Genomic DNA, 15,944 nt, shown 5'->3' with positions numbered 1-15,944 from the left:
GCAGATGATCAAATAGGCTGCGTCATCAAGCCGACTGACTTAACGCCCGCGCTATGCAACAGGTTCAGCGCCTTTATTATTTCATCGTAAGGCACGTCTTTCGCACCACCGATTAAGAAGACCGTTTTCGGATTTGACTGCAGACGTCGTTGCGCTTCGGCAATGACCTGCTCCGGCGGCAGCTGATCAAGACGATCTTTTTCAACCACCACGCTGTACTGCCCCACTCCGGATACCTCAATGATGACCGGTGGATCGTCATTGGTGCTTACAGCCTGAGATTCTGTCGCATCCGGCAGATCAACCTCCACGCTCTGGGTAATGATGGGTGCTGTGGCCATAAAGATCAGCAGCAGCACCAGCAGCACGTCCAGCAGCGGTACAATGTTGATTTCGGACTTCAGTTCGCGACGACCCCGTCCACGCTGTCTGGCCATGGTTTACCCCTTGTTGCTCTCGGTGCTGGTAAACGCCTGGCGGTGCAGAATCGCGGTGAACTCTTCCATAAAGTTGTCGTAGTTCAGTTCCAGTTTGTTCACGCGCTGATTCAGGCGGTTATACGCCATAACCGCAGGAATAGCGGCGAACAGACCGATAGCGGTCGCGATCAGCGCTTCTGCGATACCTGGTGCAACCATCTGCAGCGTCGCCTGTTTTACCGCGCCAAGGGCGATAAAGGCGTGCATGATCCCCCAGACCGTACCAAACAGACCGATATACGGGCTGATGGAACCGACGGTGCCAAGGAATGGGATGTGCGTTTCCAGCGTTTCCAGTTCACGGTTCATCGAGATACGCATCGCACGGGATGCCCCTTCAACGACCGCTTCCGGCGCATGGTTGTTAGCGCGGTGTAAGCGAGCGAACTCTTTGAAGCCGCTATAGAAAATTTGCTCGGAGCCGGAGAGGTTTTCACGACGCCCCTGGCTTTCCTGATACAAACGGGAAAGTTCGATACCTGACCAGAACTTATCTTCAAACGCTTCCGCTTCGCGGCCTGCTGCATTGAGGATACGGGTTCTCTGGATGATGATGGCCCAGGATGCGATTGAAAAACCAATCAAAATCAACATGATAAGTTTAACCAGAAGGCTTGCCTTCAGGAACAAATCAAGGATATTCATGTCAGTCACTGCTTAAACTCCGCGACAATAGACTTAGGAAGCGCACGAGGCTTCATGATGAGTGGATCAACACAGACAATCAGGACTTCAGCTTCGTTCAGTACCTGGTTTTCTGCATTGACGATCCGCTGCGTGAAAACCAGTGAGGTTCCGCGCATTGATGTTATTTCTGTTTGGACTTCGAGCATATCGTCGAGTCTGGCAGGCGCAAAATACTCCAGCGTCATCTTGCGTACCACGAAGGCAACTCGCTCCGCCAGCAGGACCTGCTGGCTAAAGTGATGATGGCGCAGCATCTCAGTGCGTGCTCGTTCATAAAAGGCAACGTAGCTGGCGTGGTAAACCACACCACCGGCGTCAGTGTCCTCGTAGTAGACACGAACCGGCCATCGAAACAGCGTTGTATTCACTTTACATCCCGGTAATACAAAAAGAGTTAGAGCTTTTAAACTTCGCTACTATACGCGCGGGAATGGTGGTTTGGAATGGGGGAAAGTAAACGGAGAGTAAATATTTATGGGCCAGGGTAAGCCCATAATATTAACGGATAGTTCTTATTCAGTTGAAAAAGAAAATCAGGCCGACAAGAAGGACCACATCAGCGATCAGCGGGCAGAAGATGCCCTGCCAGTGTACGGCTTTCGGCCGAAAGCCGACGCCGTGGATCACCCCGGCGCACACCGCCCACATGATGAGAAAACCGTGCCAGATTTCAAGCTCGCTGGTCTTCGCCGCAAAGCGCGACGGGTCCCAGAAGATGCAACCTGCCAGCAGCAAGGCCATCACTAAGGAAAGCGCCCGGAGCGGGCGCTTGTCCATGATCCCGTAGAGATACGCGATCATCAGTGTTTTTCTTCACCGGCTTTGGACGCTTCAACGTGCTCAAGCGCCAGGGCGGTAATCACACCAAATGCACAGGCAAGAAGCGTTCCTAAAATCCATGCGAAATACCACATATTCAGCTCCTTCCTTAATACATAGAGTGAGTATTGCTTTCGATATGTTCTTTCGTGATACGACCGTACATTTTCCAGTAACACCAGGTGGTGTAAGCCAGAATGAGCGGTACGAACACGGCAGCCACAAACGTCATCAGGTTCAGGGTCATCTGACTGGAAGTGGCATCCCACATCGTCAGGCTAGCATTCATCATGGTGCTGGATGGCATCACGAATGGGAACATCGCGATACCGGCCGTCAGAATGATGCACGCCAGCGTCAGTGAAGAGAAGACGAATGCCCATGCGCCTTTTTCCATGCGGGAAGTCAGCAGGGTCAGCAGCGGCAGCACCACGCCCAGGGCCGGGATAGCCCACAGAACCGGCGTATTATTGAAGTTCACCAGCCAGGCGCCTGCCTGACGGGCGACTTCTTTGGTCAGCGGGTTAGACGGCGCGGTATGGTTAATCGCGGACGTCACCACATAACCGTCGATACCGAACATCACCCACACGCCTGCCAGCGCGAAGCCGACCAGGGTCACCAGAGCCGCAATCTGCGAGACGGCGCGGGAACGCAGGTGCAGTTCACCCACGGTACGCATCTGCAGGTAAGTTGCACCCTGGGTGAGGATCATCGCCACGCTGACCACACCCGCCAGCAGACCGAACGGGTTCAGCAGCTGGAAGAAGTTACCGGTGTAGTACAGGCGCATGTATTCATCGAGGTGGAACGGCACGCCCTGTAGCAGGTTGCCGAACGCCACGCCGATCACCAGCGGCGGCACGAAACTACCGATGAAGATGCCCCAGTCCCACATGTTGCGCCAGCGGGTGTCTTCAATCTTCGAGCGGTAGTCAAAACCGACCGGACGGAAGAACAACGATGCCAGCACCAGGATCATCGCCACATAGAAGCCGGAGAACGCAGCCGCGTAGACCATCGGCCAGGCAGCGAACAGCGCGCCGCCTGCGGTGATCAGCCACACCTGGTTACCGTCCCAGTGCGGGGCGATGGAGTTAATCATAATTCGACGCTCGGTATCATTACGACCGAGGAAGCGGGTGAGCATACCCACCCCCATGTCGAAACCGTCAGTGACCGCAAAACCAATCAGTAAGATCCCGACCAGCAGCCACCAGATAAAACGCAATACTTCATAATCGATCATTTGACGACTCCTGTCTTACCGTGCCGGCTGAGTAGTCACGGTGGACTGCTCGTAGTGGGACTGAGAAGCAACGGTTGACTGCTCATAGTGGTAGCGACCGGTTTTCAGGCTGCTTGGGCCAAGCCGCGCAAACTTGAACATCAGGAACAGTTCAGCCACCAGGAACAGGGTATACAGACCACAAATCAGCAGCATGGAGAAAATCAGATCCCCGGCGGTCAGGGATGAGTTCGCTACCGCGGTTGGCAGCACCTCACCGATAGCCCACGGCTGACGGCCGTATTCCGCAACAAACCAGCCGGATTCGATGGCGATCCATGGCAGTGGCATGCCGTACAGCGCAGAACGCAGCAGCCATTTACGCTGACCGATACGGTTACGAATCACCGACCAGAAGGAGGCAGCAATGATCAACAGCATGATGATGCCGCAGCCAACCATGATACGGAACGCGAAGTACAGCGGCGCAACGCGTGGAATCGAGTCTTTGGTTGCCATCTGAATCTGCTCTTCCGTCGCGTCAGAGACGTTCGGGGTATAGCGTTTCAGCAGCAGGCCGTAACCGAGGTCTTTCTTCACGTTGTTGAACTGATCGCGAACGGACTGATCGGTAGAGCCGGAACGCAGCTGCTCCAGCAGGGAGTAAGCTTTCATCCCGTTACGGATACGCTCTTCATGCTGCACCAGCAGATCTTTCAGGCCGATAACCGGCGTATCCACAGAGCGGGTGGCAATGATGCCCAGCGCGTAAGGGATCTGAATAGCAAAGTGGTTTTCCTGTGCATCCTGATCGGGAATACCAAACAGGGTGAAAGCTGCCGGAGCCGGTTGGGTTTCCCACTCTGCTTCGATCGCCGCCAGTTTGGTTTTCTGCACGTCGCCCATCTCGTAACCGGATTCATCACCCAGCACGATAACGGAGAGGATAGCCGCCATACCGAAGCTCGCCGCGATGGCGAAGGAGCGCTTGGCAAAAGCGAAGTCACGACCACGCAGCATGTAGTAGGAGCTGATGCCCAGCACGAACATCGCGCCGCAGACATAGCCGGAAGCCACGGTGTGAACAAATTTCACCTGGGCAACCGGGTTCAGCACCAGCTCGGAGAAGCTGACCATCTCCATACGCATGGTTTCGAAGTTGAAATCAGATGCGATAGGGTTCTGCATCCAGCCGTTGGCTACCAGGATCCACAGCGCGGACAGGTTAGAGCCTAACGCCACCAGCCAGGTGACCGCCATATGCTGGACTTTGCCCAGACGGTCCCAACCGAAGAAGAACAGACCTACAAAGGTGGATTCGAGGAAGAAGGCCATCAGACCTTCAATGGCCAGCGGCGCACCGAAGATATCCCCGACATAGTGGGAGTAGTAAGACCAGTTTGTCCCGAACTGGAACTCCATGGTCAGACCGGTGGCCACGCCCAGCGCAAAGTTGATACCAAACAACTTGCCCCAGAACTTGGTCATATCTTTATAAATCTGTTTGCCGGAAAGGACGTAGACCGTCTCCATAATGGCCAGCAGGAACGCCATACCGAGCGTTAGTGGCACAAACAGGAAGTGGTACATCGCAGTCAAGGCAAACTGTAAGCGCGACAGTTCGACTATATCTAACATCATGACTCCTTGCTCATCGCATGAAGACTCCGGGAGTGGATCCCGTTAGAAAAGATCCACACACATGCCCCAATACAAAAAATTATCCGAATCCTTTCTTCGTTACTTAATCTTCACAGGAGGAAAAAGCCATGATGAAAGGTTACAGATACGTTAATAAAAACCCGAAATTGATCCCGCAAATATATTACGCTGCAAAACCCTTACAATAAACAGGTTTTTATTGAAAGCGCTTTACGTTTTACGACAGCGATCAATATATAGCGACTTTACCACTTTTCGACCAGATTGATCGGGAGCAATTTAACGCTTTTTGACGCCCTTTTCCAGGTATTAAATATTGATATAAATCAATATCGCGCAGACGTGTTAAGGGTGTTTCCATATGGTGAATTCAGTGAGCGCAATGTTAACGATATGTTTAAAGATGCTGGCAATAGTTATCAATGAAAGGAGGAAATATAAATAAAGGTGATTTAAATTAACGCGGCTACGGGTTCAAATTTTTATTGATGCCGAACTATTAATGTTAGTCATTTCACAGTATTTTTTTATTGCGCTTATATCCGTGGTTTTTATTACAAATATTTTACTTTTAATAATCCATAAATTAACACTGCAATGTTAATGTTTTGTGTTTACCTGCCAAAAATAAGGATCGCACGCCGCCTGTTCGTTAATCTTTCAGCCGCCCACCCCGCTTAAACCTCTTTAGCACCAGCCCGCAGCAAAAAAAAAGGCCATCTTACGATGGCCAACCATGTCGAAACGGACATTTATTATGTCAAAGCTCCCCGCACGGGGAGCAGAGAGGATTTACTTAATGATGGACTTCAGCGCTTCACCGATGTCAGCCAGGCTGCGCACGGTTTTCACGCCTGCTGCTTCCAGCGCTGCGAATTTCTCGTCCGCAGTACCTTTGCCGCCCGCGATGATGGCGCCTGCGTGGCCCATACGCTTGCCTTTAGGCGCAGTCACGCCCGCGATGTAACCTACAACCGGCTTGGTGACGTGATCTTTGATATAAGCAGCCGCTTCTTCTTCCGCGCTGCCGCCGATTTCACCGATCATGACGATCGCTTCAGTCTGCGGGTCTTCCTGGAACAGCTTCAGGATGTCGATGAAGTTAGAGCCCGGGATTGGGTCGCCGCCGATGCCCACACAGGTGGACTGGCCGAAACCATAGTCGGTGGTCTGCTTAACCGCTTCATAGGTCAAGGTACCGGAACGGGAGACGATGCCCACTTTGCCCGGCTTGTGAATGTGGCCCGGCATGATGCCGATTTTGCATTCGCCTGGGGTGATCACGCCCGGGCAGTTTGGCCCGATCATGCGCACGCCAGCTTCGTCCAGCTTCACTTTCACGGTCAGCATATCCAGCGTCGGGATACCTTCGGTGATGGTGATGATCAGTTTGATGCCTGCGTCGATCGCTTCCAGAATGGAGTCTTTGCAGAACGGGGCCGGAACGTAGATCACGGTGGCGGTCGCGCCCGTCGCTTCTACTGCTTCACGTACGGTGTTGAACACCGGCAGGCCCAGGTGGGTGGTGCCGCCTTTACCTGGCGTTACGCCGCCAACCATCTGCGTACCGTAGGCAATCGCCTGCTCAGAGTGGAATGAACCCTGGCTACCGGTGAAGCCCTGGCAGATGACTTTGGTATCTTTATTAATTAAAACGGACATTATTTCCCCTCCACTGCGGCAACTACCTGCTGAGCGGCATCCGTCAGACTTTTCGCTGCAATAATATTCAGGCCGCTGTCAGCCAGTTTTTTCGCGCCGAGTTCAGCGTTGTTCCCTTCCAGACGCACAACAACCGGGACGTTCACGCCCACTTCTTCTACCGCACCGATGATACCGTCAGCGATCAGGTCGCAACGTACGATGCCGCCGAAGATGTTCACCAGAACCGCTTTCACGTTGTCGTCAGAGAGGATGATTTTGAAGGCTTCGGTCACGCGCTCTTTGGTCGCGCCGCCGCCCACGTCGAGGAAGTTTGCCGGCTCGCCGCCGTGCAGCTTAACGATGTCCATGGTGCCCATTGCCAGGCCCGCACCGTTAACCATGCAGCCGATGTTGCCATCAAGTGCCACGTAGTTCAGTTCCCACTGTGCAGCCTGCGCTTCACGTGGATCTTCCTGAGACTGGTCACGCATTTCGCGCAGATCGGCCTGGCGGAACAGCGCGTTGCCGTCAGCGCCCAGTTTGCCGTCGAGGCAGATCAGGTCGCCCTGCTTAGTGATCACCAGCGGGTTGATTTCGATCAGCGCCAGATCGCGCTCCAGGAAGATATTTGCCAGGCCCATGAAGATCTTGGTGAATTGCTGCACCAGTTTACCTTCCAGACCCAGTTTGAATGCCAGCTCGCGACCCTGGTAAGGCATTGGGCCTGCCAGCGGATCGATGGCTACTTTGTGGATCAGGTGCGGGGTCTCTTCCGCCACTTTTTCGATTTCCACGCCGCCTTCGGTAGAGGCCATAAACACCACGCGACGGGAGCTGCGGTCTACCACGGCGCCGAGGTACAGTTCTTTTGCAATGTCGGTCGCTGCTTCAACCAGAATCTGGTTAACCGGCTGGCCGCTCGCGTCTGTCTGATAGGTCACCAGACGTTTGCCCAGCCAGTGCTCAGCAAATGCGCGGATCTCTTCTTTACTGTTAACAACTTTCACACCGCCCGCTTTGCCGCGGCCGCCAGCGTGAACCTGACATTTCACTACCCAAGGACCGGCGCCGATTTTAGATGCGGCTTCTTCTGCTTCACGAGGGGTATTGCAGGCATAACCCACCGGAGCCGGCAAGCCATACCGGGCAAACAGCTGTTTTGCCTGATATTCATGTAAGTTCATGTGTTCTATCCATCCTTCAGGGTAATCGTTAGGTCATGCTTTTGTAGGCCCGGCAGGCAAGGCGCCGCCGGGCAGTACGGCTAAAAACTAAACGTCCAGCAGCAGACGGGTTGGATCTTCCAGCAGCTCTTTAATGGCGACCAGGAAGCCCACTGACTCGCGGCCGTCGATCAGGCGGTGATCGTAGGAGAGCGCCAGGTACATCATCGGCAGGATCTCGACTTTACCGTCAACCGCCATCGGACGATCTTTGATGGCGTGCATGCCCAGGATCGCACTCTGCGGTGGGTTGATGATCGGAGTAGACATCAGCGAGCCGAAAACGCCGCCGTTGGTAATGGTGAAGTTACCGCCGGTCAGATCGTCTACGGTCAGCTTGCCGTCACGGCCTTTCACTGCCAGTTCTTTGATGTTCTTTTCGATGTCAGCCATGCCCAGGGTGTCTACATCACGCAGAACCGGGGTCACCAGGCCGCGCGGGGTAGATACCGCCATGCTGACGTCGAAGTAGTTGTGATAAACCACATCATCGCCATCGATGGACGCGTTCACTTCCGGGTAGCGTTTCAGCGCTTCAACCACCGCCTTAACGTAGAAAGACATAAAGCCCAGACGGATACCGTGACGTTTTTCAAACGCATCACCGTACTGCTTACGCAGGTCCATGATTGGCTTCATGTTCACTTCGTTGAAGGTGGTCAGCATCGCGGTGGAGTTCTTCGCCTCCAGCAGACGCTCGGCCACGCGCTTACGCAGGCGGGTCATCGGCACGCGTTTTTCACTGCGAGCGCCCAGAGCAGGCTGTGCTGCTGGTGCGGCAGCCGGTGCTTTCGCTTCCGGTGCAGCTGGCGCTTTCGCCAGGTGTTTTTCCACATCTTCGCGGGTCAGACGACCGCCCACACCGGTGCCTTTAATGGCCGCCGCGTCGAGGTTGTGTTCAGCCAGCAGGCGACGGATCGCCGGGCTGAGCGCGTCGTTGCTTTGCTCTTCCAGAGAAGCCTGCTGGCGCTGGGCCGGCGTAGAGGCCTTCTCTTCAGATTTGGCGCTGGACTCTTTGCCCGCGCTGTTGCCTTCACGCAGGCGACCCAGGATCTGGCGAGAGGTCACGGTCGTGCCTTCATCTTCCAGGACTGCATCCAGAATGCCATCCGCCGATGCCGGTACTTCCAGTACCACTTTGTCAGTTTCGATTTCTACCAGCACTTCATCGCGCTTAACGCTATCGCCCGGTTTTTTGTGCCAGGTGGCGACGGTCGCATCTGCTACAGACTCAGGCAGGTCGGGAACAAGAATATCTACGCTACTCATTATGTATCCTTTAATTAATCGACGTTCAGCGCGTCATTGACCAGATCTTGTTGCTGCTTCTGGTGAACGGACATATACCCTACCGCCGGAGAGGCGGAGGCCGGGCGACCTGCGTAACGCAGGGCAGACCCAAATGGAATGACTTCACGGAAATGATGCTGGCTGCAGTACCATGCGCCCTGGTTGAGCGGCTCTTCCTGGCACCAGACAAAATCATGTACGTGAGCATATTGTTTCAGCACTTCCTGCATCGCCTGATGCGGGAATGGATAAAGCTGTTCGATACGCACGATGGCGACATCTTTCTGGTCGTTCTTACGGCGCTGTTCCAGCAGGTCGTAATAAACCTTACCAGAACACATCACCACGCGTTTCACCGCCTGTGGATCCAGCTCGTCAATCTCGCCAATCGCCGGCAGGAAGGTGCCGTTCGCCAGCTCATCCAGCGTGGAAACCGCCAGCGGGTGACGCAGCAGCGATTTCGGTGACATGACGACCAGCGGACGACGCATCCCGCGCAGCGCCTGACGACGCAGCATGTGGTAAACCTGTGCCGGGGTAGACGGAACACAAACCTGCATGTTCTGCTCGGCGCAGAGTTGCAGATAACGCTCCAGACGCGCGGAGGAGTGCTCCGGACCCTGCCCTTCATAGCCGTGCGGCAGCAGCATCACCAGGCCACACATACGGCCCCACTTCTGCTCGCCGGAAGAGATGAACTGGTCGATAACCACCTGCGCACCGTTGGCGAAGTCACCGAACTGCGCTTCCCAGATGGTCAGGGTGCGCGGTTCTGCAGTGGCGTAACCGTATTCGAACGCCAGGACCGCTTCTTCAGACAGCACGGAGTCCCAGACCTTGAACTGGCCCTGACCGTTATGCACATGCTGCAGCGGGGTGTAAGTTGAACCGTTGGTCTGGTTATGGATCACCGCATGGCGGTGGAAGAAGGTGCCACGGCCCGCATCTTCACCGGACAGACGAACCGGAATGCCTTCGTCAACCAGGGTCGCATAGGCCAGGTTTTCTGCGCCACCCCAGTCGAACAGCTTCTCGCCTGCCGCCATTGACTGACGGTCAGAATAGATTTTCTGCACGCGGGACTGCATCTCGATCGCTTCTGGCACGGTGCTGATGCGTTTCGCCAGCTCCTGCAGACGCTTCATCTCGACCTTGTTCGGGTAGCTCTCATCCCACTCGTGGTTGAGGTACGGCGACCAGGTAAAGGAGTGCATGTTCATTGGACGCAGCTCTTTCACCACGCACTCGCCGGCATCCAGCGCATCGCGGTACAGATTAACCATCTCGGTGGCATCTTCCAGCGTGACCACTTTGTCCGCTTCCAGCTTGTCAGCATAGATTTTGCGCGGAGTAGGATGCTTTTTGATTTTCTGGTACATCAGCGGCTGGGTTGCACTTGGCTCATCCGCTTCGTTGTGACCGTGACGACGGTAGCAGAACAGGTCGATCAGCACGTCACGCTTGAAGGTATTACGGAAGTCCAGCGCCAGACGGGTGACGAATGCCACGGCTTCTGGATCATCAGCGTTCACGTGGAAAATTGGCGCCTGAACCATCTTACCAATGTCGGTACAGTATGGCGTAGAACGCGCATCCAGCGGGTTAGAGGTGGTGAAGCCCACCTGGTTGTTGATCACGATGCGAACGGTACCGCCCACTTCGTAACCCCGCGCTTTGGACATGTTCAGGGTTTCCTGAACCACACCCTGACCGGTGATCGCCGCATCGCCGTGAATGGTGATTGGCAGCACTTTGTTGCTGCTCGGCTCGTCGAGACGATCCAGACGCGCACGCACGGAACCGATAACCACCGGGCTCACGATCTCGAGGTGTGACGGGTTAAACGCCAGGGCCATGTGGACCAGGCCGCCGTTGGTTTCGATATCCGATGAGAAGCCCATGTGGTACTTCACGTCACCGGTACCGAGGTGTTCTTTATGTTTGCCCGCGAATTCGTCGAACAGATCCTGCGGCTTTTTACCCAGCACGTTGATCAGTACGTTCAGACGACCACGGTGCGCCATGCCCAGTACCACTTCGCGGGTACCGCTGTTGCCCGCATGGCGGATCAGCTCTTTCAGCATTGGCACCAGCGCATCGCCGCCTTCCAGCGAGAAGCGTTTTGCCCCCGGGAATTTGGCACCGAGGTAGCGCTCCAGCCCTTCTGCTGCGGTCAGCTCGCTCAGGAAGCGTTTTTTCTCGTCAGCATTGAAGGTGGATTTACCGGCAACCGATTCGATGCGCTGCTGGATCCAGCGTTTCTCTTCAGTTGAGGTGATATGCATATATTCCGCACCGATAGAGCCGCAGTAGGTCTGCTTCAGCGCAGTCAGCAGCTCGCCCAGCTTCATCGTGTCTTTGCCGATGGCGAAAGAACCCACGTTGAAGGTTTCCTGGAAATCAGCTTCGGTCAGATCGTGATAAGCCGGATCGAGATCCGCCACGCGCTCCTGCTGCCACAGCCCCAGCGGATCCAGATTCGCATGCTGGTGGCCACGGAAACGGTAGGCGTTAATCAGCTGCAGGACTTTAACCTGTTTCGCATTGGTGTCAGGGTCGGAGATGGCGGAAGAGTAACGTGAGGCATCCTTCGCCAGACGACGGAAATAATCACGTGTTTTGGAATGAAATTGATCCGGTTTGACTCCTGTTCCAGGTAACTGCTGGAACATCGAACGCCAGTTAGCGTCCACTGAGTCAGGGTCGGTTAAGAAGTCTTCATAGAGCTGTTCAATCCAGCTTTGGTTTGCACCAGAGAGGAATGAAGAGTCCAGCCAGGCTTTCATTGCGCCGTTCTGCATCGTGATCCCTTAAGCATTTTTATGCTTACTTTCGCCGTAGAAACTACCACGCACACCACGTGTACGTGCCGGGGTTCACCTGCGAGCTCTTTTACTTTGGCCCGCGAAGGAACCTTTAGAAACTGTCTAAACTACAGGGCAGTTTTTAAAGGTTTCTGCATTTTGCCCGGTGGCGCCACGCTGACCGGGCCTACTGTGACGTAGGCCGGATAAGCGCAGCGCCATCCGGCGTTGTTACTTACGCACTGCGCTGCAACAACATCGACTTAATGTGGCCGATAGCGCGCGTCGGGTTCAGCCCCTTAGGACATACACTGACGCAGTTCATGATGCTGTGGCAGCGGAATACGCTGAAAGCATCACTCAGCCCTTCCAGGCGGTTGTCGGTTTCGGTATCGCGGCTGTCAATCAGGAAGCGGTACGCTGCCAGCAGGCCAGCCGGGCCGATAAACTTGTCCGGGTTCCACCAGAACGACGGGCAAGAGGTCGAACAACATGCACAGAGAATACACTCATACAGGCCATCGAGTTTTTCACGCTGCTCTGGCGACTGTAAATGCTCGCGAGCGGGTGGATTTTGCCCATTATTCAACAAGTAAGGCTTAATCTTCTCATATTGTGCATAGAATTGCCCCATGTCCACCACCAAATCGCGAACGACTGGCAAACCAGGCAGAGGACGGATCACAATTTTCTGTCCCGGACGGTTGAGCGCAGAGATCGGCGTGATACAGGCCAGACCGTTTTTGCCGTTCATGTTCAGGCCGTCGGAGCCACATACCCCTTCACGGCAGGAGCGACGGAATGACAGTGTCGGATCTTTTTCTTTCAGCTGCATTAAGGCATCAAGCAGCATCATGTCCCGGCCTTCTTCCGCTTCCAGGGTGTAATCCTGCATACGCGGAGCGTCATCAACATCCGGGTTATAACGATAAACTGAGAATTCGAGTTTCATTGTCCTGTCTCCGCATTAATAAGTACGAATCTTCGGCGGGAACGCCGGACGCAGTTTCGGTTCCATATTGACGCTACGACGTGTCATGGATTCCGACTCTGGCAGATACAGGGAATGGCACAGCCAGTTTTCGTCGTCACGATCCGGGAAGTCGAAGCGGCTATGCGCGCCACGGCTTTCGGTACGGAAGTTTGCAGAGACCGCGGTTGCGTAAGCGGTTTCCATCAGGTTATCCAGCTCCAGACACTCGACGCGCTGGGTGTTGAACTCGCTGGAAGTATCGTCCAGACGGGCATTTTTCAGACGCTCGCGGATCGCTTTCAGCTGCTCAAGCCCTTTCGCCATCGCATCGCCTTCGCGGAAGACCGAGAAGTTGTGCTGCATGCACTCCTGCAGCGCTTTACGGATTTCCACCGGATCTTCGCCGTTGCGGTTACCGTTCCAGCGGTTGAGACGTTCCAGAGAGGCGTCGATATTGGCTTCGGTCGCATCACGCAGCGGCCCCTGCTCGGCAATGGACTCCTGCAGATGCAGACCCACCGCACGACCAAACACCACCAGGTCGAGCAGGGAGTTACCGCCCAGACGGTTGGCGCCGTGTACGGATACGCAGGCAATTTCGCCTACCGCGAACAGGCCCGGGATCACCACGTCTTCGCCCTGCTCGTTCACGGTCAGCGCCTGGCCGGTCACTTTGGTCGGAATACCGCCCATCATGTAGTGGCAGGTTGGGATAACCGGGATTGGCTCTTTGACTGGATCGACGTGAGCAAAGGTACGGGACAGCTCAAGGATGCCCGGCAGGCGGGATTCCAGAACGTCTTTACCCAGATGGTCAAGCTTCAGTTTCGCGTGCGGGCCCCATGGACCATCGCAGCCACGACCTTCACGGATTTCGATCATGATGGAACGCGCCACCACGTCACGACCCGCCAGGTCTTTTGCATTCGGGGCATAACGCTCCATGAAGCGTTCGCCGTGTTTGTTCAGCAGATAGCCACCTTCACCACGGCAGCCTTCTGTCACCAGCACGCCCGCACCGGCGATACCGGTTGGGTGGAACTGCCACATCTCCATATCCTGCACCGGCACGCCAGCGCGGATCGCCATACCGACGCCGTCACCGGTGTTGATATGGGCGTTAGTGGTGGACTGGTAGATACGGCCTGCGCCGCCGGTCGCCAGCACGGTCGCGCGGGCTTTGAAGTAAACCACTTCACCGGTTTCGATGCACAGGGCGGTACAACCCACCACGGCGCCATCTTCGTTTTTCACCAGATCCAGCGCATACCACTCGGAGAAGATGGTGGTTTTGTTCTTGAGGTTCTGCTGATACAGGGTATGCAGTAGGGCGTGACCGGTACGGTCGGCCGCTGCCGCGGTACGTGCCGCCTGCTCGCCGCCAAAGTCTTTCGACTGGCCGCCAAACGGACGTTGATAGATGGTGCCGTTCTCCAGGCGGGAGAATGGCAGACCCATATGGTCCAGCTCCAGAATCGCTTCCGGGCCGGTTTTACACATATATTCAATGGCGTCCTGGTCACCGATATAGTCGGAGCCTTTCACCGTGTCGTACATATGCCATTCCCAGTTATCATCATGGGTATTACCGAGCGCAACGGTGATGCCACCCTGCGCAGATACGGTATGGGAACGGGTCGGGAAGACTTTAGAGAGCAGCGCACAGCTCTGGCCGCTCTGGGAAATTTGCAGCGCCGCGCGCATACCTGCGCCACCGGCACCAATCACTACAGCATCAAATTCTCTGACTGGCAGTTTCATTACACACCCCACACCACAACGAATCCATAAATAACGTAAACCGCAAGAGCAACTACGATAGCCAGCTGCAGAACGAGACGAATCGCGACGGGTTTAACGTAATCGGTCAGTACCTGCCACATGCCAATCCACGCGTGGATCAGGATGGAGGCCAGCGCCAGCAGGGTGAAGACTTTGGTGAACGCCGAACCGAAGAAACCGGTCCAGATTTCCCACGTCAGGTCGCCGCTGGTGGCAAAGAAACCGATCATGTAGATGATGTAGAGGGTGAGAACGATAGCGGTAGCACGGACCAGAATGAAGTCATGTACGCCGTTGCGTCCCAATGCGGAGGCGTTGCTTACCATACGAGAACTCCTGCGAGAAGTGAAAGCACGACAGTGATGACAAATGAAATGTTAGCAGTACGTTTGCCGGCTTCGAAGGTCTCTTCCAGATAGCCGAAGTCCATCAGCATATGGCGGACACCGCCAACAACGTGATAGGCCAGCGCGGTCAGGATGCCCCACATGATAAATTTCACGAAGAAACCGTTCATGATGTCGGAGGCCTGTTGGAATCCTTCCGGAGACGAGAGGCTGGTACCCAGTAACCATAACAGGATACCCACCGCGACAAACGTGATCACACCGGATACACGATGAAGGATGGACGCTATTGCCGTTACGGGGAATCGGATCGTTTTGAGATCCAGATTGACAGGTCTTTGTTTTTTCACATTTCTTATCATGAATAACGCCCACATGCTGTTCTTATAGTTTCCTTCCTCCGGACTGCGATGCGGGTCAGACAGCGTGCCTTTTATATAACTGTGCGTCATGCAAAACATTGCTTCCAGATGCTCAAATGACACGTTACAACGCTGGTTGGCTCGGGATTGCAGGGTTTTCCGGAGACCTGGCGGCAGTATAGGCCGTTCACAAAATCATTACAATTAACCTACATACAGTTTGTCTGGTTTTATGCGGAACAGTGATCAGGGTCACGATAACAACATCTTTTTAATTTTTAATCATCTGATTTGACAAATGTTAAACATTATTGTTACAAACATCACCAGAAAAGGCATATAATGCGCAAAAGTTATGAGGTCTCTCTTTCACCTGAGAATAAGTTATGTAACAGTGTGATGGTATTGACCGAAGTTATCAGGACAGTTATTAGTGGTATACAGGTTTGAATAATTCGGACTGCACAAACACTGATTTGCTGTTATTTCTCTGATTTCTCATTTGTTTACCTGCTAGCGCCATTGCTCTGTACCCTGGTTTCTCCTCGTGAGCTGAGCGGCGAGCCAAATAACAAACTGGTAACAATGATAAATCAGCTGAATGCAAATCCGGTTATGGGCAGTCTTAAGCAATAAGGCGCTAA

16 protein-coding genes are annotated in these 15,944 nt (G+C 54.5%); 1 reads left to right on the top strand and 15 read right to left on the bottom strand.

What is annotated here, in order from left to right:
• Window positions 1-8 precede the first annotated feature (8 nt).
• The 15 genes from tolR to sdhC all read right to left on the bottom strand — a co-directional run bounded on the left by tolR (window position 9) and on the right by sdhC (window position 15,315).
• Complete coding sequence (gene tolR / locus ACP4QI_RS06140; protein ID WP_032617094.1) at window positions 9-437, bottom strand: colicin uptake protein TolR; 429 nt, start codon at window positions 435-437, stop codon at window positions 9-11.
• Window positions 438-440: 3 nt separating this feature from the next.
• A complete protein-coding gene (tolQ, locus tag ACP4QI_RS06135) occupies window positions 441-1,133 on the bottom strand; it encodes a Tol-Pal system protein TolQ (RefSeq protein ID WP_072036639.1) in 693 nt (230 codons plus the stop codon).
• Complete coding sequence (ybgC, locus tag ACP4QI_RS06130) at window positions 1,130-1,534, bottom strand: tol-pal system-associated acyl-CoA thioesterase (RefSeq protein ID WP_006819080.1); 405 nt, start codon at window positions 1,532-1,534, stop codon at window positions 1,130-1,132. Before ybgC ends, tolQ begins: the two co-directional genes overlap by 4 nt.
• A 148-nt stretch (window positions 1,535-1,682) precedes the next feature.
• On the bottom strand, window positions 1,683-1,967 hold the full coding sequence (ybgE, locus tag ACP4QI_RS06125) for a cyd operon protein YbgE (RefSeq protein WP_142488721.1): 285 nt from the start codon (window positions 1,965-1,967) through the stop codon (window positions 1,683-1,685).
• On the bottom strand, window positions 1,967-2,080 hold the full coding sequence (cydX, locus tag ACP4QI_RS06120; protein ID WP_006177208.1) for a cytochrome bd-I oxidase subunit CydX: 114 nt from the start codon (window positions 2,078-2,080) through the stop codon (window positions 1,967-1,969). The genes ybgE and cydX overlap by 1 nt, the downstream gene beginning before the upstream one ends.
• A 14-nt stretch (window positions 2,081-2,094) precedes the next feature.
• Window positions 2,095-3,234, bottom strand: coding sequence for a cytochrome d ubiquinol oxidase subunit II (gene cydB / locus ACP4QI_RS06115; protein WP_142488720.1), 1,140 nt, complete (start codon window positions 3,232-3,234; stop codon window positions 2,095-2,097).
• A 15-nt stretch (window positions 3,235-3,249) separates the two neighbouring features.
• Entirely contained in the window at window positions 3,250-4,851 is a 1,602-nt protein-coding gene (gene cydA, locus ACP4QI_RS06110; RefSeq protein WP_142488719.1) for a cytochrome ubiquinol oxidase subunit I, read from the bottom strand.
• An 816-nt stretch (window positions 4,852-5,667) separates the two neighbouring features.
• Window positions 5,668-6,537 (bottom strand): succinate--CoA ligase subunit alpha, encoded by an 870-nt coding sequence (gene sucD, locus ACP4QI_RS06105; protein ID WP_032617085.1) that lies wholly within the window; start codon window positions 6,535-6,537, stop codon window positions 5,668-5,670.
• Window positions 6,537-7,703: an ADP-forming succinate--CoA ligase subunit beta gene (gene sucC / locus ACP4QI_RS06100; protein WP_142488718.1), complete on the bottom strand. Its 1,167-nt coding sequence runs from the start codon at window positions 7,701-7,703 to the stop codon at window positions 6,537-6,539. The genes sucD and sucC overlap by 1 nt, the downstream gene beginning before the upstream one ends.
• An 87-nt stretch (window positions 7,704-7,790) precedes the next feature.
• The gene (gene odhB / locus ACP4QI_RS06095; RefSeq protein ID WP_142488717.1) at window positions 7,791-9,011 is read right to left on the bottom strand and encodes a 2-oxoglutarate dehydrogenase complex dihydrolipoyllysine-residue succinyltransferase; all 1,221 of its coding nucleotides are present in this window, start codon (window positions 9,009-9,011) and stop codon (window positions 7,791-7,793) included.
• 14 nt (window positions 9,012-9,025) lie between these two features.
• Window positions 9,026-11,833: a 2-oxoglutarate dehydrogenase E1 component gene (sucA, locus tag ACP4QI_RS06090; RefSeq protein ID WP_142488716.1), complete on the bottom strand. Its 2,808-nt coding sequence runs from the start codon at window positions 11,831-11,833 to the stop codon at window positions 9,026-9,028.
• Window positions 11,834-12,071: 238 nt separating this feature from the next.
• Window positions 12,072-12,788: a succinate dehydrogenase iron-sulfur subunit SdhB gene (gene sdhB, locus ACP4QI_RS06085; RefSeq protein WP_103178719.1), complete on the bottom strand. Its 717-nt coding sequence runs from the start codon at window positions 12,786-12,788 to the stop codon at window positions 12,072-12,074.
• A gap of 15 nt (window positions 12,789-12,803) precedes the next feature.
• Window positions 12,804-14,570, bottom strand: a complete 1,767-nt coding sequence (sdhA, locus tag ACP4QI_RS06080) for a succinate dehydrogenase flavoprotein subunit (protein WP_142488715.1) — start codon at window positions 14,568-14,570, stop codon at window positions 12,804-12,806.
• A complete protein-coding gene (gene sdhD, locus ACP4QI_RS06075; protein ID WP_142488714.1) occupies window positions 14,570-14,917 on the bottom strand; it encodes a succinate dehydrogenase membrane anchor subunit in 348 nt (115 codons plus the stop codon). Before sdhD ends, sdhA begins: the two co-directional genes overlap by 1 nt.
• On the bottom strand, window positions 14,911-15,315 hold the full coding sequence (gene sdhC / locus ACP4QI_RS06070) for a succinate dehydrogenase cytochrome b556 subunit (protein ID WP_185902418.1): 405 nt from the start codon (window positions 15,313-15,315) through the stop codon (window positions 14,911-14,913). Before sdhC ends, sdhD begins: the two co-directional genes overlap by 7 nt.
• Window positions 15,316-15,642: 327 nt before the next feature.
• Between sdhC and ACP4QI_RS06065 the strand changes: the two genes are divergently transcribed.
• Entirely contained in the window at window positions 15,643-15,750 is a 108-nt protein-coding gene (locus ACP4QI_RS06065; RefSeq protein ID WP_426495061.1) for a hypothetical protein, read from the top strand.
• The last annotated feature ends 194 nt before the right edge of the window (window positions 15,751-15,944 follow it).

The sequence above is a fragment of the Leclercia sp. TB492 genome (assembly GCF_049974505.2).
Taxonomy (GTDB): Bacteria; Pseudomonadota; Gammaproteobacteria; order Enterobacterales; family Enterobacteriaceae; genus Enterobacter; species Enterobacter adecarboxylatus_C.
The sequence above is the reverse complement of the archived record's forward strand: the minus strand, read 5'-3'. Positions and strand labels throughout refer to the sequence as shown.

Bases quoted from the DNA above. Each gene is read 5' to 3' on its own strand.
- tolR (WP_032617094.1), bottom strand. From the start codon at position 437: ATGGCCAGACAGCGTGGACGGGGTCGTCGCGAACTGAAGTCCGAAATC.
- ybgE (WP_142488721.1), bottom strand. From the start codon at position 1,967: ATGATCGCGTATCTCTACGGGATCATGGACAAGCGCCCGCTCCGGGCG.
- cydX (WP_006177208.1), bottom strand. From the start codon at position 2,080: ATGTGGTATTTCGCATGGATTTTAGGAACGCTTCTTGCCTGTGCATTT.
- cydB (WP_142488720.1), bottom strand. From the start codon at position 3,234: ATGATCGATTATGAAGTATTGCGTTTTATCTGGTGGCTGCTGGTCGGG.
- cydA (WP_142488719.1), bottom strand. From the start codon at position 4,851: ATGTTAGATATAGTCGAACTGTCGCGCTTACAGTTTGCCTTGACTGCG.
- sucD (WP_032617085.1), bottom strand. From the start codon at position 6,537: ATGTCCGTTTTAATTAATAAAGATACCAAAGTCATCTGCCAGGGCTTC.
- sucC (WP_142488718.1), bottom strand. From the start codon at position 7,703: ATGAACTTACATGAATATCAGGCAAAACAGCTGTTTGCCCGGTATGGC.
- odhB (WP_142488717.1), bottom strand. From the start codon at position 9,011: ATGAGTAGCGTAGATATTCTTGTTCCCGACCTGCCTGAGTCTGTAGCA.
- sucA (WP_142488716.1), bottom strand. From the start codon at position 11,833: ATGCAGAACGGCGCAATGAAAGCCTGGCTGGACTCTTCATTCCTCTCT.
- sdhB (WP_103178719.1), bottom strand. From the start codon at position 12,788: ATGAAACTCGAATTCTCAGTTTATCGTTATAACCCGGATGTTGATGAC.
- sdhA (WP_142488715.1), bottom strand. From the start codon at position 14,570: ATGAAACTGCCAGTCAGAGAATTTGATGCTGTAGTGATTGGTGCCGGT.
- sdhD (WP_142488714.1), bottom strand. From the start codon at position 14,917: ATGGTAAGCAACGCCTCCGCATTGGGACGCAACGGCGTACATGACTTC.
- sdhC (WP_185902418.1), bottom strand. From the start codon at position 15,315: ATGTGGGCGTTATTCATGATAAGAAATGTGAAAAAACAAAGACCTGTC.
- ACP4QI_RS06065 (WP_426495061.1), top strand. From the start codon at position 15,643: ATGCGCAAAAGTTATGAGGTCTCTCTTTCACCTGAGAATAAGTTATGT.